Origin of the sequence: Herbaspirillum sp. GCM10030257 (assembly GCF_042666555.1) — a bacterium.
GTDB lineage: Bacteria > Pseudomonadota > Gammaproteobacteria > Burkholderiales > Burkholderiaceae_D > Noviherbaspirillum.
Genome location: NZ_JBHTDH010000034.1, coordinates 1 through 23124, shown reverse-complemented (window position 1 = coordinate 23124; position 23124 = coordinate 1). Strand labels below are relative to the sequence as shown.

At 60.1% G+C, this 23124-nt stretch carries 6 protein-coding genes; 1 reads left to right on the top strand and 5 read right to left on the bottom strand.

Annotated features, from left to right (window positions below; genetic code table 11):
- The first annotated feature begins 34 nt into the window (after positions 1 to 34).
- A complete protein-coding gene (locus tag ACFQUU_RS25880) occupies positions 35 to 1669 on the top strand; it encodes an MBL fold metallo-hydrolase (protein WP_382251020.1) in 1635 nt (544 codons plus the stop codon).
- Between the two features lie 164 nt (positions 1670 to 1833).
- On the opposite strand, the gene ACFQUU_RS25875 is transcribed toward ACFQUU_RS25880, so the two are convergent.
- From ACFQUU_RS25875 to ACFQUU_RS25855, 5 genes are all read right to left on the bottom strand, one after another.
- Positions 1834 to 2196: a nuclear transport factor 2 family protein gene (locus tag ACFQUU_RS25875; RefSeq protein WP_382251018.1), complete on the bottom strand. Its 363-nt coding sequence runs from the start codon at positions 2194 to 2196 to the stop codon at positions 1834 to 1836.
- A 109-nt stretch (positions 2197 to 2305) separates the two neighbouring features.
- Positions 2306 to 3994: a carbamoyltransferase N-terminal domain-containing protein gene (locus tag ACFQUU_RS25870; protein WP_382251017.1), complete on the bottom strand. Its 1689-nt coding sequence runs from the start codon at positions 3992 to 3994 to the stop codon at positions 2306 to 2308.
- 75 nt (positions 3995 to 4069) lie between these two features.
- Positions 4070 to 5950, bottom strand: coding sequence for a cyclic peptide export ABC transporter (locus ACFQUU_RS25865; protein ID WP_382251016.1), 1881 nt, complete (start codon positions 5948 to 5950; stop codon positions 4070 to 4072).
- A gap of 61 nt (positions 5951 to 6011) precedes the next feature.
- On the bottom strand, positions 6012 to 18785 hold the full coding sequence (locus ACFQUU_RS25860) for an amino acid adenylation domain-containing protein (protein WP_382251015.1): 12774 nt from the start codon (positions 18783 to 18785) through the stop codon (positions 6012 to 6014).
- Between the two features lie 24 nt (positions 18786 to 18809).
- Positions 18810 to 23124 (bottom strand): amino acid adenylation domain-containing protein (locus tag ACFQUU_RS25855; protein WP_382251014.1); only part of this gene is annotated, 4315 nt, incomplete at its 5' end.

The window sequence follows — 23124 nt, the reverse complement described above, 5'->3', positions numbered from 1 at the left end:
GTCGGCGCTTCGTTTCCCTAGCCAGAGAGAAAGCATGGAACCCCTATTCAGCCTGAAGAAGAGCACGGTGGTCGAACCTCTGGTCAACCGCTGGAGTGCCTATTCGCAATGCATTTCCCCGTTGACCGCCAGCCTGTACGCGAACCACTACCAGGTGCCAAATCTGCGTCAGTACCTGCAGTCGCCGGAACTGGCGGTAGAGGCATGCAAGAACCCAAAGTACCGCGCGGGGCGCTTCGTCAACATCCCGGTTGAACGGGCAAAGGAAGCCGAGGCCTTTCTCGCCCAGTCGGAGAAAGAGTATGCGGACAGCATCCGTATGGCGCAGGAAACGCTCAGGTTCCAGGCACAACTAACCGCGGCTGCGAGTACGGGGCTGCCACTTGCTCCATTCTATCCACGGGTGCCGGATGAACTTCGCGGCTATGTCGAACTGGTCTACGACTACTTCACGCGACCCGGCATACGCGTCATCGAGCCGCTCCTGTACGAGAGCAGGCATTACAAGCCGCACCTACAGTCATTTCGCTTGTTTTCCCTGAAAAACGATAGGTCGCGCGATTTCATATTCAGCACACCACGGTTGGCCAATACGGGCGAAATCGACTGGCAGGTGCGCTTCGACGATCCAAAAGTGGATGCGCTGTTCGCGCTGGATACCAATCCGCAGCCACTGGGCGCTATCCGCGAATTGCTTGGAGTGACCGCCTCCTGCGACGCACTGCTCCACACGCTGTTTGCGGAAACGCCAGCGTCGGAACCACGCCGGCATGGCGCGGACCATATCCGCGTACAACACTTTGGCCACGCCTGCGTGCTGATTGAATGGAATGGCACGAGCATTCTCGTCGATCCCTGTTTCGGCCCAACGCCGACCGACGAGGCGGAAAAACGCCTGTCCTACGATGATTTACCGACGCATATCGACTACGCGCTGATCACGCACAATCATCACGATCACTTCTCACTGGAAACCCTGCTGCGTATTCGCCACCGGCTGGGCTGCTTGGTGGTCCCGCGCGCGACCGGTCTGCACTACGGTGACATTTCGCTCAAGCTTCTTTCCCGAAAGCTGGGTTTCAGGAACGTCGTGGAGCTTGATACCCTTGATTCGCTGCCGCTATTGGGTGGAAGGATCGTGGCAGTCCCTTTCCTCGGCGAACATTCGGACCTGCCGCACTCGAAGACTGCGTTCGTCATCGAAATCGGCAAGCAAAGAATGCTGTTTGCCGCCGATTCAGACTGCCTCGATCCGCGTCAGTACGAGCATCTTGCACGCATCCTCGGGCCGGTACAGACCGTCTTCCTGGGTCTTGAATGCGTCGGCGCGCCGATGTCCTGGAGCTGCGGTGCTTTCTTCCCGGTCAAGCCGACGATGCAGCAGGATCAGACACGTCGCCAGCACGGTTCGGACTCCGAGCGTGGAATGCGCATGCTGCGTGCGCTCGGCGCCAGACGTCTCTATGTCTATGCGATGGGTTTGGAACCGTGGTACGAATGGCTGCTCGGTCTGGCGTACACGGAAGACGCTCAGCAGATCAAGGAAATGAAAAAAATTCTGGTCGACGCCCGGAATGCCGGACTCGCGGACGCGCGCCTGCTTACCGCCAAGACCACAATCGTTATCGACGACGTACATCAGGAAGAAGCCGAACACGCGGTGAGCTAGCGTAGCATCACCCTTTCTAAGGTCCCGACCGACAATTCCTTGTGTTCGCGCGCAAACTTTATCCACATCGGACAGATCATCCGACACGATAGCAGCCCTGCGCGCGCTATCTCTGCCTTTGGCCGCTATTCTTAGCTGAGCGGCCTGAACGGATAGCGTCGCACCTAAACGGCAGGAACGCTAAAAAAGGTCTCGCGACGAATGATCTTTTCGTCCTGAAACAAGTAGACATCGCAGAAGCGGACATCGAGGTCCCTGCCGCTCTTGTCCACACCGCTGAAGGCGCCGGTCACGCAAACCGAAGGGGCTTCCGGATCGCACAACAGCGTGTTGATTGTATGGCGTCCGCTCTTGACGATGCGCGTGCGCTCGTAGAAGACGTGCAACTGCTCCAGGCCTTGGATGGCCTCGTAGCCGGGCCGGCGGTACTCGATGTGGGGGTGGAAATATGCATCGAGCGCGGTCCAGTCGGACGCGTCGATGCTGTTGAACATGCATAGCACGATGTGTTCCAGCTTATCTCTCATATCCGTTTCTCCGGTATGGTGACAATGTCGTCCCCGCTCGCGCGATTCGTCCGGCGCTACGGGGTTCGTGCATCCGCGGCCCGTCATCCGCGGCGCGGCATCCTTCACGCTAGGCACTTCTCTCATAGAGAACGCCATCGCTGTACACATGATCAACGCCACCCCAGCGCATCGCGCTGCCCACGTCAGGGAAGAACCCTGAGCCGTTCAGGTTTGCACTGGTATTACAAAGCAGCGGTATCCCGGTGAGCTTGTGGTACTCGCTCAGTAGTCGGTAGATCGTTTCGTTCTCACGCACATTGACCGTTTGCAGGCGCGCGGTGTCGTCCAGATGGCAGATCGAGGGAATCCGGCTGCGCCATTCAGGCTTCACCATATGATCGAACAGCATGTGCGGATCGTGCGTACCAGGGCTGAAAATTTCAGGCGCATGTTCCTCCATGCAGATGGGTGCGACCGGGCGAAAATCTTCGCGCTTCTTTATCCGGTTGAGCAGGGTCTTCATTTCCGGGTTTGTTGCCGGCGCAAGGATGCTGCGGTTGCCGAGCGCGCGCGGTCCCAGCTCCGCCGCGCCGTTAAGGAAGACGACCGGGCAACCCTTTGACGCAAACAGCGACGCCAGCTCGGCAACGTCGCAGGGCCGCTGGCGCCAGCCCGGCTCGGGCTCGCCGACGCGCACCATGGGCCCGCTGTAGACCGACCAGTCGAGCGCCATTCGCCCGTCCACCGTCATCATCTCGGCGCAGGCTGCCCCGATCGCGCTGCCGCAGTCGTTGGGGAACGGCGGCACATAGGTCGCACGAAACATCCCGCTCTGGCGGATCGCGCTGTTCCATTTGATATTCAGGGCCGAACCGCCGGTGAAGCAAAAATTCTGCGGCGGCAGGCCGTCTTTCCGGATTTTTGCCCGTAAGCTCGATACAAGCAGTTCCTGCAGATAGGTGTGCAGGCTCAGCAGCACGTCAGCATCGGAATAGTCGCGGCCGGCGATCTCGGCCTTTATCGCACGCATGAAGCGGTGCTCGAAGGTGTTGGCGACCTCGAACTCCCGTTCATAGATCATTGGAAGCTGCGCCACCAACTCCTCCCGCACCTTACCCAGCGCGATATACGACATAAGCTTGCCGGCAATCGAATACCCGCCAAAGTAGCCTTCGTAATCGCGTTTTTCCCTTTCCTCGGCAAGCTGTTCCTCGGTCCGCTTGTACGGGCCGAAGTAGTGGCCCATGATCGAATAGATGGTGCCGAGGAGGCAGAACAGCCTTCCCTTGTTCAGGATGCGTTTTTCGACTGGATCGACGTGGTAGAGCCTTGGATACTGCCCACCGTCCCAGGCAAGCACATAAGCGCCCTCCCCGGCGGCCGCGAATGGACTTGTGCAATAAGCGGAGAGGAGGTGACCGGTGACGTGCATGTAGCTGGCGTAGTGATAGCGCCTGCCCTCCAGCGGCAGCGCAGACGCGAACGAGTTGCGCGCCAGGACGTCTTCCTTGATCGAGACTTCGTTGTACGACGCTACCTTCAGTGACACATCCTCGCCGCCGCTGGACTGGGTGAGGACCGACTCACCGCGCCAGTAAGAGTCTTTCCCGTGCCAGCCGTCCAGCACATAGCGATCAATGTCGGACGGCTTCAGTCCGTAGAGGTCGAGAATTTCGACCAGCGTGGAAAGGTCACCGATCTCACTGTAGCGCTTATTGTTGTTCAGTTTTTCGACTTCGACGCAGAACAGCAGTTTCCCGTTCCTGATCACGGCTACTGACGCGTCGTGAGTAAGCTTGATTCCGCAGATAAGCATGTTTGTCCCCGTATAACTGTTTTCCTGAATATTCGTGTTCGGTCGATCTCCGGTTTGAACGCACAGCCAGCTTTGCTAGCTGTGCATCGTTCCATACCGTTGCCGTGCAAATTCGGGTTCAGGCTTCTCCTGGCGGCCCTCCTTCAGACGCACGACGCGGTCAGCAAGTTCGAAGTAGCGGTCGTCATGCGAGATCACCACGATGCATTTTCCCTGACGACGCAACTCGTCGAGCAGCACTTCGTAGAAGTACTGCTTGAACTCCGGGTCCTGATCTGCGGCCCACTCGTCGAGAACGAAAATCGGGCGATCTTCCAGATAGGCGCAGATCAGCGAAAGCCGCTTGCGTTGTCCATTGGAAAGCGCCTTGGTCGTGGAAAACCGGTTGCGCACGATCTCAATCTTATCCGCGAGGCCGAGCTTGACCAGCAACTCTTTGGCGCGCGCTACATTCTCGTGCTGACTGTCATTCCCGAGCACTCGGTCGAAGAGGTGGAAGTCGGTGAATACCGAAGTAAACAGATTGCGATACCGTTCCAGGTTGCCGGCATTGACGGCGACGCCGTCGAGCAGAATTTGCCCCTCCGTAGGTGCGTACAAACCGGTCAGGACCTTCGCAAGCGTACTCTTGCCGCTGCCATTGCTGCCAACGATGAATACCAGTTCACCCGGGCGAATCTGCAGATTGACTGGCCCGAGTTCAAACTTGCACCGTCCGCCGGAACCGGACCGGCGCGGTGAGCCGGCGTGAAACACATCGGCCGTGCCGCCGGCGTTCAGCAGGCTTTGCACATCGTTGCCAAATTCCGATGACGGCTGTTCCGGATTGTCAGCATCTTCAATTTCTCTGCATCCTTCTGCCAACGCTCCCGATGCGTCGTTTTCTCCATAGCTTACCCTCACGTCCTGCACATCCACGCAGACCCATTCCCCGGCCGGCTGTTGCCAACTGTCGGGTGGGTCCTGCAGCAGCGCCTGGATTTCCTTGTTGGCGAGTGGAAAGCCAAAATCGGAGAGGCGTTCGCAGGCGACCACGCCTTGGCCGACCTGCGGAATTGTCGCAACCAGACTTCTGACGGGTCCAATGACATACATCAGCGCCATAATCGATGCAGTCAGGACCACCGGCTCGGGCGTGAACATTGCCGAGACCCCGAAGATGAACGAGCCTACGATGATGTAGTACACGATTTCATCGATGTTACCGCCGGCGGTATACCAGGCCGTCTGAAAGTAATCCAGTTTTGCCATGCGACGCGATGAAAACTCAAACCCGGTCAGGCGGAACCAGCGCCGCCGCCGCGCATTCAGTTGCAGTTCCTTGATTCCATACAACAGGCTCAGTGAATGCGAATTGAAGACAATCGCTTCGTCGCGCAGCTTTCGGGCAAGGAACATGCCGCGCCTCAGGAACAGGCGGTAACTCACCCAGCCAATCGGTATCGCGAGTGCCGTAATCAGCAGCAGCTCCTTTGACAGGTAGAAGAGATAGCCGAGCCCGAACACAAGTGTGATCACCTCGACCAGGATCATCGGCAGCAGGAGTAGCGTACCCATGAGCTGAGCGATGTCTTCATTGACCAGCGTCAGGACATTTGGTACGCCGCGCCGGTCAATCTGCTCCAGCGGCGTTTTCAGTATCTTGCGCGAGATGGCTGCACGCAGGCTGGTTGCGATCTCGCGCGCGGCGTACGCCGGGATCAGGCTGGCAGCGTTTCGGACTACGATGCTGATAATGGCAAGTGCAAGAAAAATCAGCATCAGCCTGGGGCGTCCCGAAGCGTCGTGTATCGCGGAATTGATGGTATCGACGATGGCAATTCCAGTGAAGCCGCCGATGGCGCCGCTGACGGCGGTCCCAATCGTCAACCACGGATGCCGATCCCAGGTCAGCTTCAGGATCTGCAAGACATGCTGGGACGGGCGGGTCGGTCTCTGGTTCTCTTCTGGGGTCATGAGCGCTGGATCCATGTATGTGTTGACGTAGATTTCCTTAAGGGTATTTCCGTGTTCCCCGTCAGGAAGGCTTCGTTTGCGGTTTGTCGAGCCCTGCACGCCACCAGTCGGCGAGGACGTTCACATGCGGCGTCCTGAGTACAGTAAAATGATTGCCCGGCGCATGCCAGCAAGACACCTGCGGCGCCCATGCCTTCCAGCCGGCGAGCGTTGCTATGCGCTGCTGTTGATCGGTTTGCGCATCTACCCTCGAGTCGCTGGCCAAGGCTAACCTGACGGATCCCGGATACACTGCTCGTGGACTATAGGCGGTGCGCAACGCGGTGCTGAAGGTGCGCAGTGGACCGCGCATTGTGTCGGCCGACGAGCGCCGGGGCATCAGGCCGGCCGTCACCATCCCACCATGCAGCGTTACCAGCCGCTCGGCATCGGTTTGCAAGTCCAGTTTGGCCATGTCTATTTCCAGGGATTTTCCCGCCGCAATTTCCATTACGCCCACCAGCTCCTTCAGTGCAGCCAGGGCGGTGTATTCGCCCCCCAAGATGCCGCTGCCTTCCGGTGCCTCGCTGTCGACAATTGTGAGGGAAGCAACAGCACGGCCACGTGCGTGCAGTTGCTGGGCAATCTCGAATGCGATCCAGCCACCAAACGAATGCCCGATTAGGTGAACGAAGCCGTCCGGCCTGAGTCTTTCGATCTCGCGGACGTAAGCTGCTGCGCTGGCCTCCACGGTCGAATGGGGTACGAGGCCGCCTTCGACACCGCGCGGTTGCAGCCCAAACAAGGGCCAGCGCGTGCCGAGTGCGTTCGCAAGCGAGATGAAACCGATCACGTTGTCGCCGGCACCAGGGATGCAAAAGACCGGGAGTTCGCCGGCCGTGCCGGTTTGAATCGTCACCTGCGGGCGGTATTGAAGTTCATCCGGATGCGGCAGGGTCTCGCTAGCCTGTGCAATGGCCCGCGAGAGCGCCGCGCCCAGCGCTTGAATATGCGGCTGGTCCATCATCGACTGGTGATTGCCGGGAACAACACAAATTTCGAGCCGGGACCGGGGCACAACTGCTGTCCAGCCCATCGTGATGTCGCGGTCCGCTTCGTTCTCCTCAGACCCGACCATGCGCGGCTGCTCCTCGGCGGTGAACAGATGCACGCGGAACGGGATGGGTTGCGCCTTGTATCCTTCCACCGCGTGCTCGTGCGCAATCAGGCGCAGGACGTATCGACGCACTTCCTCAGCGGGGAGTCCAGCGAATATTTCGTGCAGGACGCCTCGCTCTTCACATTGCCTGAAGACTTCATCGAAGGAGGTGGCGGATGCGGTCTTCCTGAGGACGGACAGGTGCTCGCGTTGTTCGTCGGTCAAGGCTTTCTGGCGCACCACGCCTTCGCACAAGCCGAGCAGGTAGACCTGCGGGACTTGCGCTTCCGGCCTCTTCCCCCTGAATTCCGGACGCGCCATGTCGATTAACCCGACGAAGTCGACCAACTCGTCCTGTCCCATTAACTGTGTCGCTATTTCATAGGCCAGGAGTCCGCCCAGGGACCATCCTGCGACGTGATATGGACCGGCGGGCTGCAGCCTGCGGATCGCTCGGACGTGCCGGGCGGCCATGCCCTCAATAGTCTGGAGTTGGTCTTCGCCGAGCGGAACCGCAGCCAGCCCATACACTGGCATGTCGGCATCGATATGTTCGGCAAGCAAAGGAAACCACAGGTCGACACCCGTGTTTTCGTGTACCAGAAACAGCGGGAAGCCCTTCCCCGTAGTTCTGACCGGGATGATCCCTTGATCCATTGGATTCTCCTCTTCGCGCGCTAGATGGCCGGCAAGCGACGCGATCGTTGGATGATTAAACAAGTCGGCAACCGACACTTCCATTCCGCCCCTCTGCATGATGTTCACAGCCTTCAGCGCCAGCAGCGAGTGTCCGCCGAGCAGGAAGAAGTTATCGTTGCGACTGACTTGCTTCAGTTTGAGCACTTCGCTGAATGCATGCGCAACGGCGCATTCGCGATCGCCTACCGGCGGTTCATCATGGCCCATTGTGTCTCGGCCGGTCGCACCGAATACACGAAGGGCCAATCTGTCGGTTTTGCCGTTATGTGTGCGCGGCATCGAATCCAGCACGCTGTATGACGAAGGAAGCATGTAGTCCGGAAGGAACCTGGCCGCATGGGTGCGCAACTCGTTGTGCAGCAGATTCCGCGTTTTTGCGCGCAGTGGGTCATTGGCGAAGGAACAAGGTCGGCGCGAGTGCTCGCAGTGATGTGCGGCCGTCGTCCAGTCGATCGGAGCGGCCATACCTATTTTCGTCATGACAGCGTGGTAGGCACCGTGCCGGCAGTCAGGGTACCAGCTCACAGAAAGGCTATAGCCGAGTTCCGCGCACAAGCGCTGAAGATCCGCCGGCAAGATGCCCTCATCGCGGTGCCGGTCAAGGCTGGTCTTCAAGGTGACGAGGTCGGTCGCATCGGCCGCTTCCTCGCAGACGATCGCATACGGTCCGGCCAGCGGATGCGGGATGGCGCGCAGGCCAATCACCGCTTCCCGTGAATGCCTGATGTGGTGCTCGATGTCGGCGCGTCGCCGCAGTGTCGAAGCACAGTCCGTCCATGTCGCGGAAGGCAGAGCCGGCGCAGTGCCACGCAGGGTCAGCACAACATCGTAGCGATAGGCTGACATCTCATTGCAACCAGTGGAGAGTTTCGGGAGTACCTGCACGTCCGAGATTTCCGGGAAATGTGTGCGCAGCGTGAAAAACCATTCTGGATCGATGACCAGCTCGGTTTCGTTGGCCATGCGCTCGCGTGCACGTGCGAGCAACCGTGATGGTTCCGACTCATCCTCGCTCTGGTAGCACTGCACGGAGAAGTGGAAGCTTTCCAGCAACGAGAGATGCCGCACGTCGCCGATGAAGACACGCCCGTTCGCTTTGATCCGTTTGATTGCGTGAGCCAGCACCTCGAACAGGTAGTCAATGCTCGGGAAATACTGGACCACGGAATTGAGAATGACGGTGTCGTACTCACGTTCGGGTATCGCGATCTGGTCAAGGCCGGCAGCGTCGCTACGAACCAGTTCAACCTTGTCCGTCAGCACCGCATCGGAATCCACCTGTTGCTGCAGTCTTGCCAGGACCGAAGGCGATACGTCAATGCCGGTGTACCAGCGACAGCGCGGCGCCAGGTTCAGCAGAACCATCCCCGTGCCGCAGCCTATCTCCAGCACTTCGTCGGGATCGGTGGCCATGATACGTGTCAGCGTTGCATCCAGCCACTCGCGCATTTCCTCGACCGGCAGCGCGGCACGCGAATAACTGCTGATCCATCCGCTCAGGTCCAATCTGTCCGCGCCGACTGAATCGCCCAGATCGACCGAGTCGCGCCGATAGGTCTGGTCCCACACGTCAGTCCATTCATTGACATGCGCGTGCGCTAGGCCGGCTGCATCGATCTTGCCCGCAGCGCCCGGGACGACGAAGGCAGCCAGACGCTGATCGCCCTCTTCCTCCTCCAGCGCCAGCACTACCGCCTCGCCGACCACGGGATGCTGTTGCAGGCAGGCTTCAATTTCACCCAACTCGATCCGATGACCGCGTACCTTCACCTGGGAATCATTGCGTCCAAGGAATTCAATGCGACCGTCCGCCAGGAATCGTCCCAGGTCGCCGGTCCTGTACATGCGCCCGCGCGACTGCGGGGCGAAGGGATCGGGTAGAAATCGTTCAGCCGTCAGTTCCGGCTGGTTCAAATAGCCGCGTGCCACACCTTCGCCACCGATGTAAATTTCGCCTGTCACCCCGACCGGCACCGGCACACCGGTGGCGTCGAGCAGGTAAATCGACGTGTTTGCAATTGGACGTCCGATCGGCTCATGCACGCCTGCTGGAATGCGTGTCGGCACGACCTCCTCGAGTGCGGACCAGATTGTCGTTTCAGTTGGACCATACAGGTTCCACAGCCGTCCGACGCGCGCGACAAGGCGGTCGGAGAGCTCGACCGGCATCGCTTCGCCGCCGCAGATCGCCGAAAGCGTGTTCGTTCCGACCCAATCAGACTCGAGCAGCATGCGCCATGTGGCCGGCGTCGCCTGCGCCAGGGTGACGCCGAACTCCGACATTAATCCAGCCAGCAGACTCGGATTCTTTGCATCTGCCTTGTCGGCCAACACAATCGCCGCACCACAGCTCAGTGGCAGATAAAGCTCAAGTCCGGCGATATCGAAGGCGACCGTGGTCAGTGCAAGTACCCGGTCAGATGCGTCGACACCCAAGGCGTCGCGCATCGCACAGAGAAAATTAACGACGCTGCGATGCTCCAGCATGACGCCCTTCGGTACGCCGGTCGATCCCGAGGTATAGATCACGTACGCCAGCGCGCTGGCGTCTGTACTCGTCGTGTCAGTGGTTTCCGCGATAACGGAATGCGGCGAGTGCTCGTGCATAGTGTCCGAATCAAGGTCGATACAGATCATGGACGAAGCCGCATCGGCAAGCGCCTGACGCGTTGCCTCAGGCACCTGGCGGTGCGAGATTAGGACGCGCGGTGCACTGTCCGACACCATGTAGGTCAGCCGCTCCACCGGATAGTCTGGGTCCAGCGGCACATAGGCCCCGCCTGCCTTCAGAACCGCCAGCAAGGCCACGACCATGTCCACGCTGCGCGTAGTGCAAACCGCGGTCCTTGCGTCCCTGCACACGCCAAGCAAGCGCAGGTGCCCGGCAAGCCGTTCCGCGCGTGAATCGAGGTCGGCGTAGGTAAGCCGCTGCCCGTCTGCGATGAGTGCGAGGGCAAGCGGTGTGCGTGCAACCTGCAACTCAAACAACTGGTGTATGCAAAGCGTATCCGGATAGGCGGTTTCGGTGGCATTCCACTCGGCGAGAACCTGTTGCCGTTCTTCATGGGGCAGGATGCCGATGCCGTACACCGGTTCCGCGGATGCCTGCTCGAGCAGGTCGACTAGGCCGGACAGCGCCTGCCTGACATAGCCGCACACACGTACCGGGTCCACAGGCTCCTGTACCTGCGCATTAAGCAGGAAGCGTGAACCGAGGTCGTCAACGTTAAGCGTAAATGGATAGTTGGTACGATCTTCGCCGCCGCGCACTTCGATGCCCTGCCATGCCACGGCTGTCGCCTCGGATGGAGGCGCTTCCGCATCGGCGCTGTAGCGATAATTGAGCAGCGCGGTGAACAACGGCGCCGGAGCAGCGACGCCGCTGCAACCTTGTGCCAGCGTGAGCGATGCATGTTCGTGGTAAAGCAGGTCGGTCAACAACCGGTGTGTGTTACGCAGGCAATCTGAGACATTTCCATCTGCCAGCCTGATGCGAACCGGAAGCGTGTTGATGAACATGCCAAGGACCCGGTCGGCTCCCTCCCCGCCATCCATGCGACCGAACAGTACCGTGCCGAATACGACGTCGTCTTGCCCGGCGGTGCGCGCCAGGACCTGACCCCAGGCGACGTGAACCAGAGTGGCCACACTGACACCGAGGTTGCGCGCCGCGTTGCGCACACGGACGTACAGTTCGGCGTCAACTTCCAGCCGGGCTTCATCCACGCAGCTGCCATCGCCATGGGCGTCAGCCAGTCCGAACGGCAGCGTCGGCTGCACGACGTCGCCCAGCATGTCCCGGAAGAACGACTCGTGTTCCTCCCGCTTCACGCCAAGGCGAGCCTGCGCGATGAAGTTCCTGAAAGGAAGCGGAGGTGGTAGCCGTGCTTCCTGGCCGGCCAGATATGCCTGTATTTCTTCCTGCACGACTTCCTGAGTCGTATGATCGATCAGTAAATGGTGGCTCAGCAACAGTAAGGTCCAGCATCCGTTGCGCGCGTCTTGTGCAACCGCCGTCGCCATCAGCGGGGCCTGCCGCACATCGATCCTGTAACGGCGGGGGTTGTAACGTTCGAGTAATTGGTCGGCGATCTCGCCCTGTGCCGTATCCAGCAACAGTTCATCCACCTGTAGCGGCGCGCGGCGCCACACGACTTGTACTGCTTCGTTCAGTCTTTCCCAGTGAATGGCCGTCCGCAGGATATCGTGCCTGTCGACCACAGCTTGCAACGCCCGCAGGAACAGGTCGAGCCGTTCGCGGTTGTCGAAGCGGAAAACCGTTGGCGACAGGTAGACGTCCCCTTCGCTTTCGACCAGATGATGGAACAGGATCCCTTCCTGCAACGGCGCCAATGGGTAAATATCCTGCACGTTGATTGCGCCACCAGGCACTGCGGCCACGATGTGCGCGATCTCTTCTGTCCGCAGCGTTACCAGCGGCAGCATCTCCGGCGTAATGTCATCACAGCCGGCGGGGATCAGATTCGGCGGGATGGAAATGCGCGGCCGCCCGTTTTCGCTGCCCACCGCTTTTGCCAGTGCGGCCAAATCCGGCTTGACAAACAAGGTCCGAACATCGACATACAGTTCCGCTTCACGCATGCGCGAAGCCATCTTCACCGCCAGCAGGGAATTGCCGCCAAGGTCAAAAAAGTTGTCGTTGCGACCGACCCGCTCAACGCCGAGCACCTCGGCCCAGATTGCCGCCAGCACGCATTCAACTTTGCCGGCTGGTGCTGCGTAGGCGCGTCTGGCACGGTCGTCGCCGTCCGGCGCTGGCAACGCCTTGCGGTCGAGCTTGCCGTTCGGCGTCAGCGGCAGCGACTCCAGCTTCACCCAGGTCGCCGGCACCATGTAGTCCGGAACGGTGGTCAACAGGGCCGAACGCAGTGCTTCGGCATCGACGTCCTGCCCTTGGTGCAGGGTAAAATACGCTACCAGACGCACGTCCCCCGGCTGATCCTCCCGGGCCAGCACCACCGCGTCGCGGATGCCCCGTTGATCCAGCAGTCGTGCCTCGATCTCGCCCAGTTCAATGCGAAAACCACGCAGCTTGACCTGATGATCATTGCGGCCGAGAAAAGCAATACTGCCGTCTGACAAATACCTGCCCAGGTCGCCGGTTTTGTACATTCGGGCGTCCGGTTCTTTCACGAAAGGGTCTGGCAGAAAGCGTTCCGCAGTCAATGCGTCTCGATTCAGGTAGCCGCGCGCCACCTGCACGCCGCCGATATGGATTTCGCCGCTCACGCCCTGCGGCACCGTTTGGCCGTGAGCGTCTAGCAGGTAGATGCGGGTATTGGCGATCGGGCGACCGATCGAGGGTGGCCGATCGCTTTCGGCATCGCTTTCCGTTCCGCACACCTGCATGGTGGCGCACACCGTGTTCTCGGTCGGGCCGTAGGCGTTGATCAAACGCCTGCCGGGGGCGTAGCGCCGCACCAGCGCCGCACTGGCTGCTTCGCCAGCCATCACCAGCGTGCGCACTGTGTTCAGCCTCGCGTCTTCCGGCAGCCCGGCCAGCACCACCGGTGGCAGGGTCACGTGCGATATGCGCTCCTGTTCCAGTACCTCGATCAGCTCGCTGCCTGCCAATACGGTGTCGCTCGCAGGCACGCACAAGGTTGCGCCGCGCACCAGTGTGGTTACGATCTCGGACACGCAGGCGTCGAAGCTGAACGACGCAAACTGCAGCACCCGGCTATCGGCTTCGATTTCAAATCTGGCGATCTGCGCTTGTGCCAGGTTACACACTCCGCGATGCGCAACCATCACGCCCTTGGGTTGACCGGTCGAGCCGGAGGTATAGATCACATACGCCAGGTTGTCAGGTCGAACCCCGGTTTCACTGGATGGCAGATTGTCCGGCGACTGTCTTGACCAGCGCCCGCCGTCTGCATCCAGGTCGATCAACGATGCGTCGGAATTTGTCAATCCCAGGCGCAGCGTGGCGTGCAACACGACCGGCGTTTCAGCGTGCGTCAGCAGCGCTACCGGTGTGCTGTCGGCGAGCATGAAAGCCAGTCGTTCAGCCGGGTAGGACGGATCCAGCGGCACGTAAGCACCTCCTGCTTTCCACACTGCCAGTAGGCTAACCACCATGTCGATGCCGCGGCTCATGCAAAGCGCTACCCGCTTGTCGGGCCCTACCCCTTTCTTGCACAGATGACGCGCCAGGCGGTTGGCACGGGCATTGAGCTCGGCGTAGCTAAGCTCGGCACCTTCGTGCACCAGTGCTATAGCGTGCGGACAAGACTCCGCGCGCGCCTCGATCAGTTCGTGGACGCAAAACCGATCCGGATATTCGACCTGCGTGGCATTCCATTCGACCAGCTGGCGATAGCGTTCGCTTTCATCGAGCAGTGGCAGCGTTGCAATGCTGCGCCTGTCATCTTTGACCATTGCCTCCAGCACCTTGCGTAGATAGACGCAGTAGCGATCCACCGTTTCCCGATCAAACAGGGCAGTTGCGTACTCCACGCTGCCGACGATTTCATCACCGGCGTCGCTGAGGTACAGCGACAGATCGTGCTTGGACGTCAGGTAATTGGTACCAACGCCTTCGACCGCCAGACCGGGAAGATCGAGTTCGCCTTCGTCATTGTTTTGCCAGGTAAAAGAGACTTGGTATAGCGGACTGCGCGCTGTGCTTCGCGGCGGATTGACGATATCCACTACTTGCTCGAAAGGCAGGTCCTGATTTGCCTGCGCGGCGACTGCACGACCCTTGACCGCTGACAATGCTTCCGCGACAGTCTGCGTGTCTGAAAAATCGACGCGTATCGCAACGGTGTTCAGGAAAAATCCTATCAGCGGTTCCAGCTCAGTCCGTGAACGATGCGCGACCGGTGTGCCGATCACCACAGTGTGCTGTCCCGCCAGGCGCGAAAGCGTTGCAGCCCAGGCTGTCATCAAGGTGACAAATAAGGTCGTTCCGTGGCGTTTGCTCAAGTCCTTTATGCTCGCGGTCAGCTCGGTATTAAGGACCAGGTCCGCAAGCCCGCCGGCGTAGTCCTGGACTAACGGTCGCGGCCGGTCTGTCGGCAGGGTTAGCTCCGACGGCGCGTCGGCCAGTGTGTCACGCCAATACGCCGCTTGCGACTCCAGGGTTTCACGCGAGACGCAGCGCCGCTGCCAGGCAGCATAGTCCGGATACTGGATGGCAAGAGTCGGTAAGGGATCCGGATGTCCGTTGCTGTACGCCTTATATAGCGTGCTCAATTCGTTGGTGAGTACGCCGAGCGACCAGCCGTCGGATACGATGTGATGCATCGTGATCATCAGAACGTGCTCTTCTGCGCCGAGGCGGATCAAGTTTCCGCGGACCAGCGGTCCGCGTTCGAGGTCGAACGAAGTCGACGCCGCCTCGTCGAGCAGATCTGCCAACCGCTCTTCGGCCCGGTCCGCACCGTCGAGGTCATGCTCCTGCATGGCAAAAGCCATCGTCTCCGGGTGGATGCGCTGCGCCGGAATTCCTTCCACGACATAGAAGGTCGTACGCAGCGATTCGTGCCGTTCCAGAAGACGATTGCATGCCTTCCCCAACGCATCACGATCCAGCTTGCCGATCAGCCGCAAACCGATCGGCATGTGATATGCCTCACTCGCGCCAATTATCTGGGTCAGGAACCACAAACGCTGCTGTGCGTAAGAAAGGGCTAGATGCCCGTCCCTTGCAACAGGCGTAATCGGCGGCAGATTGCTGCGTCCCGCACGTTGCACTGCGGACGCGAAGGCAGAAAGCACCGGGTGTGTGAACAGTTCCGAAATTCCGACTGCCACGTCGAGCTCGCGGTTGATCCGGGAAACGACGCGCACGCCCAGCAGGGAGTGGCCGCCCAAGTCGAAGAAATTGTCGTTGCGCCCGATCTGGCCGCACTTGAGCACCTCGGCCCAAATGCGGCCGACCGCGATTTCCAGGTCGCCTTGCGGCTCCTCGTAGTCACGGATTGCATAGTCATGCGGCTGTGGCTCGGGCAGTGCGTCGCGGTCCAATTTGCCGTTAGGTGTGAGCGGCAGTCCGGGCAAGGAAACATACGCGGACGGCACCATGTATTCCGGCAGGCGCTCCGTGAGATAAGTCCGAAGCGCGTTCGCATCCGCTTCAGAGACCTCGCAGGAGTGGCGGGTGAAGTAAGCGATCAGCCGCTGGTCGCCCGCGTCGAGCTCGCGGGCTACAACAATCGCTTGCCCGACCTGCGGGTGGCGCGCCAGAGCCGTTTCGATTTCGCCGAGCTCGATACGGAAGCCACGTATCTTGACTTGGAAATCGTTGCGCCCCAGATATTCGATGTAGCCATCGCGAGTGAAGCGTGCGAGGTCGCCCGTTCGGTACATCCGCGACCCCGGTTCACCGGAGAATGGATCTGCTACAAAGCGTTCAGCGGTCAACGACGGCTGATTCAGATAGCCGCGCGCGACTCCCACTCCACCAATGACAAGCTCGCCGGCCACGCCGATCGGCACCGGGGAGCCATAGCGATCCAGTAGATAGATTCGGGTATTGGCCATCGGACGGCCAATCCACTGCCAGTTCGCGTCGGATGCCTGCGGTTCGTGCACAGAAGCGTTGACCGTTGTCTCGGTCGGACCATAGGCATTGAACAGCCGCGGACGGTAACCGTCTCGGCTAAACCATGCTTCCATCGAGCGTGCACTGACTGCTTCGCCGCCAATGACCATGATCCGGATGCAGTCCGGAATAGGATGGCGCGTGTCTTCCATCAGCTGTTGCCAGAACTTGGTCGGCAGGTTGAGCGACGAGATGCGGTTTTCGCGGCACCGCGCGTAGAATCCCTCGACTCCCGACAACCAGTCGTCGGTGCGCAATACCAGCGTCGCACCAGCCATTAGCGCCAGAAAAATTTCTTCAATGGAGCCGTCGAAATTGATCGACGCAAACTGCAGTACGCGTTCGTGAGGCTGCAGGTCATAGCGGTCGCGCAGCGCCCGCACCTGATTGACCACATTGCGATGTTCGATCATGACGCCCTTGGGCTTTCCGGTCGAGCCGGAGGTGTACATCACATACGCGAGGTTGCTGACGTCAAGCCCCGATTCGCTGCGCGCAATGTCGCTATCCGGATACCCCCTGAATTCATCCTGCTGACGATCGAGCTCGAACACGGGAACGTTACAGGCTTCGTTCGCGAGACGAAGGCGCAATCTTTGCTGGGTAAGGATAAGGCGTGGCGCAGCGTCCGATAGCATGTACATGAGACGTTCGGTCGGATACGCAGGGTCGAGCGGTACATAAGCTGCGCCAGACTTGAGAATCGCGAGCATGGCGACCAGCATATCCACACTGCGTTCTACAAACAACCCGACACGGTCATCGGGAGCGATTCCTATGTTGCGCAGGTGATGCGCGAGCTGATTGGCCAGCGTATTGAGCTCGGCATACGTAGTGCTTTTACCTTCATGCACAGCCGCGACGACGTGCGGCTGGATTTTTGCCTGGTATTCAAACAGCTCATGGATGCAGCGGTCATGCGGATACTCTGCGCGGGTATCGTTCCATTCGTGCAGGATGCGATCGCTTTCCATCGGTCCTAGTATTGGCAGGCGCCCGATTTCACGCATATCGTCTTCGATCATTCCGCTCAGAATCGTGTTTAGCTGCTCGCAATGCCTTTCCATTGTGTCGCGCTCGAACAGCGCGGTGGCGTAGGTCAGCTCGCCCACAATCCGATCGCCATGCAAGCTGAAGTCGAGCGACAGGTCGAACTTCGCAAATGCAGGCGTGGCGATGGATGAACCAGCAGTATCCGTCCGCTCCGCCGTGGCTCCCTTGCCCGTGGCGTCTTCCCGGACTTCCCATGAGATCATGACCTGCACCAGGGGGTTATAGGCCATACTGCGCAACGGGTTGGCGGCTTCCACCACCTGTTCGAAGGGGAGGTCCTGGTTATCCTGCGCCTCCGCCGTCCGCGCCTTGACTTTCGCCAGGTAGACGTGCACCGGCAAGTCGGGAGCAGCCTCGATTCGCAGGGCGAGCGTATTGACGAAGAAGCCAATCATGTCCTCCGTCTCGATGCGTCCCCGATTGGCGACCGGAGTGCCGATGACGACGTCTTCCTGCTGGCTAAGCCTGGCCAGCAGGGCTGCCCACCCGGCCAGCAAGACCATAAAAATGGTTGCGCCATGCCGCGCGGCAAACCGGTGCAGGCCGGTCGTGAGGGCTGCATCCAGTTCGAAAGAAATCAGTTCCCCCGAATAGTCCTGGTAAGCGGGGCGTGGCCGGTCGCTCGCCAGACAGATCACTTCGGGCGCACCCCGCAAGGTGCGTTTCCAGTACGCGGCCTGGTCGGCAAGTGCGTCACTGGTGGCCGCGCGTCTTTGCCAGGCGGCATAGTCGGCATACTGAATTGGTAGCGGTGAAAGCGGATCAGGCTGACCACGGCTGAATGCTTCGTACAAGGTTCGCACTTCCCTGGTCAGCACGCCCATCGACCAACCGTCCGACACGATGTGGTGCATCGTTATCAGCAGGACGTGCTCCTCGTCTTCGGTTTGAACGAGCCGACCCCGGATCAGGGGTCCTGTGGCAAGATCGAACGGAGTGCAGGCCTCCTGCTTGGCAATGCGCTGCAATTCGGCCTCGCGCTCTGGATGCCGGCGCAGGTCATGCAATCGCAATGCGAAGCCTGCGTCGTCCGCTGCAATCCGCTGAAACGGCATGTCATCGATCGGCGTAAACGTGGTACGCAATACTTCATGCCGCGCAAGCACCCGGTCCAGCGCGCGGCGCAGAGCACGCACGTCAAGCTTGCCCGGCAGGCGCATGCCATTCGCAATGTGATAGGCCTCACTCGCACCTTCGATCTGACCGAGGAACCATAGGCGCTGCTGTGCAAACGAGGCGGGTATCGGCGTGCTGCGATCAGCCAGCGGTATGGTCTCGACCGTCTGTTTCTGGCGCTTCAGCCCTTTCTCTTTCGCGTGCTTCAAGAGGCGTTCGAGATCGGCTACGCTGAGTTGCTGTAATGGGGTTTGCATATCAGGCTTTCTTCTCAGGCAGCATCATTCCGGGCTTCCCATCAGTGTTTCAAGTTCGTCCATTGTCAGGTGGCTAAGTTGCGCGACCAGGACCTGTCTGGCGATAGCGGTGAGAATCGGCTCCTTGAAGAAATCGGCAAATGAAAGCTTTACTCCGAATGCTTGTTCGACGCGAACAAGCAGTTTCGTTGACAGAAGAGAATGACCGCCGAGATCGAAAAAATTGTCGTGGCGTCCGACCTGCTCGATGCCGAGCACCTCGGCCCATATCGACGCCAACGCAGTTTCGACGTCACCCTGCGGGGCTTCATAGGCTCTGCTGGCATAGGCATCGCCGCCCGGCGCCGGCAACGCTTTACGGTCGACTTTGCCGTTCGGAGTTAGCGGCAGCGCATCAAGCTGCACATATGCAGCGGGCAACATGTATTCGGGCAGGGTGGCCGACAGTGCCAGACGCAGCGCTTCGGCATCGATTTCCTGTTCTTCTTGCCAGGTGTAGTACGCCACAAGGCGCACGTCGCCCGGCCGGTCTTCGCGGGCGATTACCAACGAGTCGCGGATGCCCGGATGTTCCAGCAGCTTGGCCTCGATCTCGCCCGGTTCGATGCGGAAACCGCGCAGCTTGACCTGATGATCATTGCGGCCGAGAAAAGCAATACTGCCATCCGCCAGATGCCGGCCCAGGTCGCCGGTCTTATACATCCGTGCTCCCGCTTCGTTCACAAAAGGATCTGGCAGAAAGCGTTCCGCAGTCAATTCATCCCGGTTCAGGTAGCCGCGTGCAACCTGCACGCCGCCGATATGGATCTCACCGCGTGCGCCTTGCGGTACCGGTTGGCCGTGAGCGTCCAGCAGGTAGATCCGGGTGTTGGCGATTGGTCTCCCGATCGCGGGGGCGCGCTCCCCTTCACGGTTGTTCGCTTCTTCGTTCTCAGCGCACACCTGCATGGTGGCGCATACGGTGCTCTCGGTCGGCCCATAGGCATTAATCAGACGCCGGCCCCGGCCGTAGCGCCGTACCAAGGCAGCATTGGACGCTTCTCCGGCCATCACCAGCGTGCGCACCGTCTCCAGTCGCGCTTCTTCCGGCAAGCCGGCCAGCACCACCGGCGGCAAGGTCACGTGAGTGATGTGTTCCTGTTCCAATACGTCGACCAGCGTTTCACCAGCCAGTACAGTGTCACTTGCTGGCAGGACCAGCGTAGCACCCCGCACCAGCGTGGTCGCGACTTCGGACACGCAGGCGTCAAAACTGAACGAGGCAAACTGCAGCACCCGGCTGTCGGCTCCGATGTCAAATCCGGCAATCTGCGCCAGCGCTAGGTTGCACACGCCGCGATGCGCGACCATCACACCTTTCGGCTGTCCAGTCGAGCCGGACGTATAGATCACATACGCCAGATGGTCCGGCTCGACGCGGGTTTCACTGCGTAGCAGATTCTCCGTGGCCTGGCTGCCCCAATACTGTCTGTCGGCTTCTAGGTCGATAACGACAGCCGCACTACCGTGCAAAACCTCTAGAGCCTGTTCTCCAATCTGTGCATGCGTGAGTATCGCCGCCGGGTTGCTGTCTGCGAGCATGAATGCCAGTCGGTCTCGAGGGTATGCCGGGTCCAGCGGCACGTAAGCGCCACCCGCCTTCCACGCCGCCAGTAGCCCGACCATCATGTCAAGACCGCGCGTGACGCAGATCGCGACCCGGGTATCTGGCCCCACCCCTTGATTGCGCAGATGGCGTGCCAGACGGTTTGCCTTGGCATTCAATTCCGCGTAACTGAGCGTTGTTTCACCGTGCTTGAGCGCTACTGCATCGGGAGAAAGCGCCGCCTGTTCCTCAATCAGCTCGTGGATACACGCATGGTCTGGATACTCGGTCTTTGTCGCATTCCATTCGACCAGCAGGCGATGTCTTTCTTCCGAACGCATCAGAGGTAGCGTGTCGATCGTCATGCCTGAGCCCGCGACCATGGCTTCGACTAAATTGAGCAGGCAGGCGCGAATGCGCAAAGCCGTTTCCTCGTCGAACAGTGCAGTCGCATATTCGAGAATGCCGGTCAGGCGCCCGCCGTCCTCGCGCAGGCTGAGTGCCAGATCGAACTTCGCGGCCGCCTGCACGAAGCCGACTGGCTGCACGGCTGAATTCGCTTCGCTGGTGTCCACTGGCTCGTTCGTTTCTGCACCTTCCCAGTTCAATACCACCTGAAATAACGGGCTGTAGGCGGTACTGCGTGGCGGATTGCAGATTTCGACAATCTTCTCGAACGGCAGGTCCTGATTGGCCTGTGCCTGCAGGATGCATACCTTTACCCTTTCCAGATATTCATCAAGGCTCGGTGAGCCGGAGAGGTCAATACGAAGTGGAAGCGTGTTGACCAGCAATCCGACCATATCGGTCAACTCGGACCGGGTACGATTCATCACTGGCATGCCGATCACGACGTCGTCTTGCGCTGACAGCCTGCCCAGGACAAGCGCCCAGGCGGCAAACACGATCATAAACGGCGTCATGCCGTGATTTCTGCTCAAGGTGTCGATGGCTGCGACTATCGATTTGTCCAGTTCCATCGACAACGCTTGTGCATGTGGATCGAAGTGGTCCGGACGTGGTCTGTCGGTTGGCAGAGCAAGGATCGCAGGTGCACCCTGCAGCGCCGCGCGCCAGTATTCGGCCTGTTCCTGCACCGCACCGCTCTCAACCCACTCTCGTTGCCAGACCGCATAATCCGCATACTGATACACAGGCAACGGCAGGGGGTCATCCGCACCGGACTGAAAGGCCTGGTACAAACGGTCTACCTCACCCTGCAACACACCCTGCGACCAGCCGTCCGAGACGATATGGTGCACGGTGACCAGCAGCACAGCCTCGCTTTCGGGCAGCATGAACAGCCGGCCCCGAATCAAGGGGCCGTTTTCAAGGTCAAATGGCGCAACCGCTTCCGCCTGGAGACTTGCCTCCAGCGTCTCACGCTGCCCGGACTTGCCGCGTAAATCGTCAACCACGAGCGCAAAGCCGGTATCGGATGGCCCGATATGCTGACAGGGCTCGCCGTCCTGCATGTGGAACGTGGTACGCAAGCTTTCGTGACGCATGACGACACGGTCCAGCGATCGTTGCAGCGCCTGCAGATCAACCTGTCCATGCAAACTCTTGATCATGTGCATATGGTAAGCGGCGCCGATTTCCTCAATCCGCGACAGGAACCAGAGGCGCTGCTGAGCATACGAAAGGGGTAAGGGCCCGATTCTGTTTACCGTACGAATCGGCGGCGGGCCGGAAGAATCAGAGTCCCGGATTGCACGCGCAAGCTCGTGCAGCACCGGTTTGCCGAATACCGTACCGACGGTAATTTCCGATCCGAACACTTTCCGAACCCGGCTTCCTACCTTGACCGCCAGGAGCGAATGTCCTCCTAGCTGAAAGAAATTGTCGTGGCGTCCGACCTTGTCGAGCTTGAGCACGTCGGCCCAGATTGCCGCCAGCGCAATTTCCGTATCGCCTACCGGCGCTTCATAAGCGTGCGTTGCGTGGACTCCACTTTCCGGCGCCGGCAGCGCCTGGCGGTCGAGCTTGCCATTTGGCGTCAGCGGCAGTGCATCGAGTGCGACATAGGCAGCCGGCACCATGTACTCCGGCAGCGTGGCCGACAGGTGCAGGCGCATGCCGTCCACTTCCACCGTGCCCGGCTCGTCTTCCGTGTAGTACGCCACCAGCCGCCTGTCGCCCGGCTGATCCTCGCGCGCGATCACTGCAATTTCTTTCACCCCGCGATACTGCGCCAGCTTCGCCTCGATCTCACCCAGTTCGATGCGCATGCCGCGCAACTTCACCTGGTGATCGTTGCGTCCAAGGAATTCCAGGTTGCCATCGGCACGATAGCGCGCCAGGTCCCCGGTCCGGTACATCCGCGCACCCGGTTCATTGCTGAATGGGTCGGCCACGAAGCGCTCGGCGGTCAGCTCGTTGCGGTTCAGGTAGCCGCGTGCAACACCGGCGCCACCTATGTAGATCTCGCCTGCCACCCCCACCGGCACCGGCTGGCCGTAGCCATCGAGCACATAGATGCGGGTATTGGCAATCGGCCGCCCGATCGGTACCGAACCGTCCAGTTGTGCATCCGGTGCAATGTCGTACACCACGCACCCGACCACGGTTTCGGTCGGACCGTATTCATTAATCAGCCGCACTCCGGGCTGGATCTGTTGCCACAGCGCCACCGTCGATGACGATAACGCTTCGCCGCCGATCACGAACACACCCACCGCGCTCCTGACCCGGTCGGCCAGCAGGCGCTGCCCGAGCACATCGAGGTGCGCTGGCGTGATCTTGACCAGGCCG

Coding starts and splice junctions, on each gene's coding strand:
- ACFQUU_RS25860 (WP_382251015.1), bottom strand. CDS start 18,785: ATGCAAACCCCATTACAGCAACTCAGCGTAGCCGATCTCGAACGCCTC.
- ACFQUU_RS25880 (WP_382251020.1), top strand. CDS start 35: ATGGAACCCCTATTCAGCCTGAAGAAGAGCACGGTGGTCGAACCTCTG.
- ACFQUU_RS25870 (WP_382251017.1), bottom strand. CDS start 3,994: ATGCTTATCTGCGGAATCAAGCTTACTCACGACGCGTCAGTAGCCGTG.
- ACFQUU_RS25875 (WP_382251018.1), bottom strand. CDS start 2,196: ATGAGAGATAAGCTGGAACACATCGTGCTATGCATGTTCAACAGCATC.
- ACFQUU_RS25865 (WP_382251016.1), bottom strand. CDS start 5,950: ATGACCCCAGAAGAGAACCAGAGACCGACCCGCCCGTCCCAGCATGTC.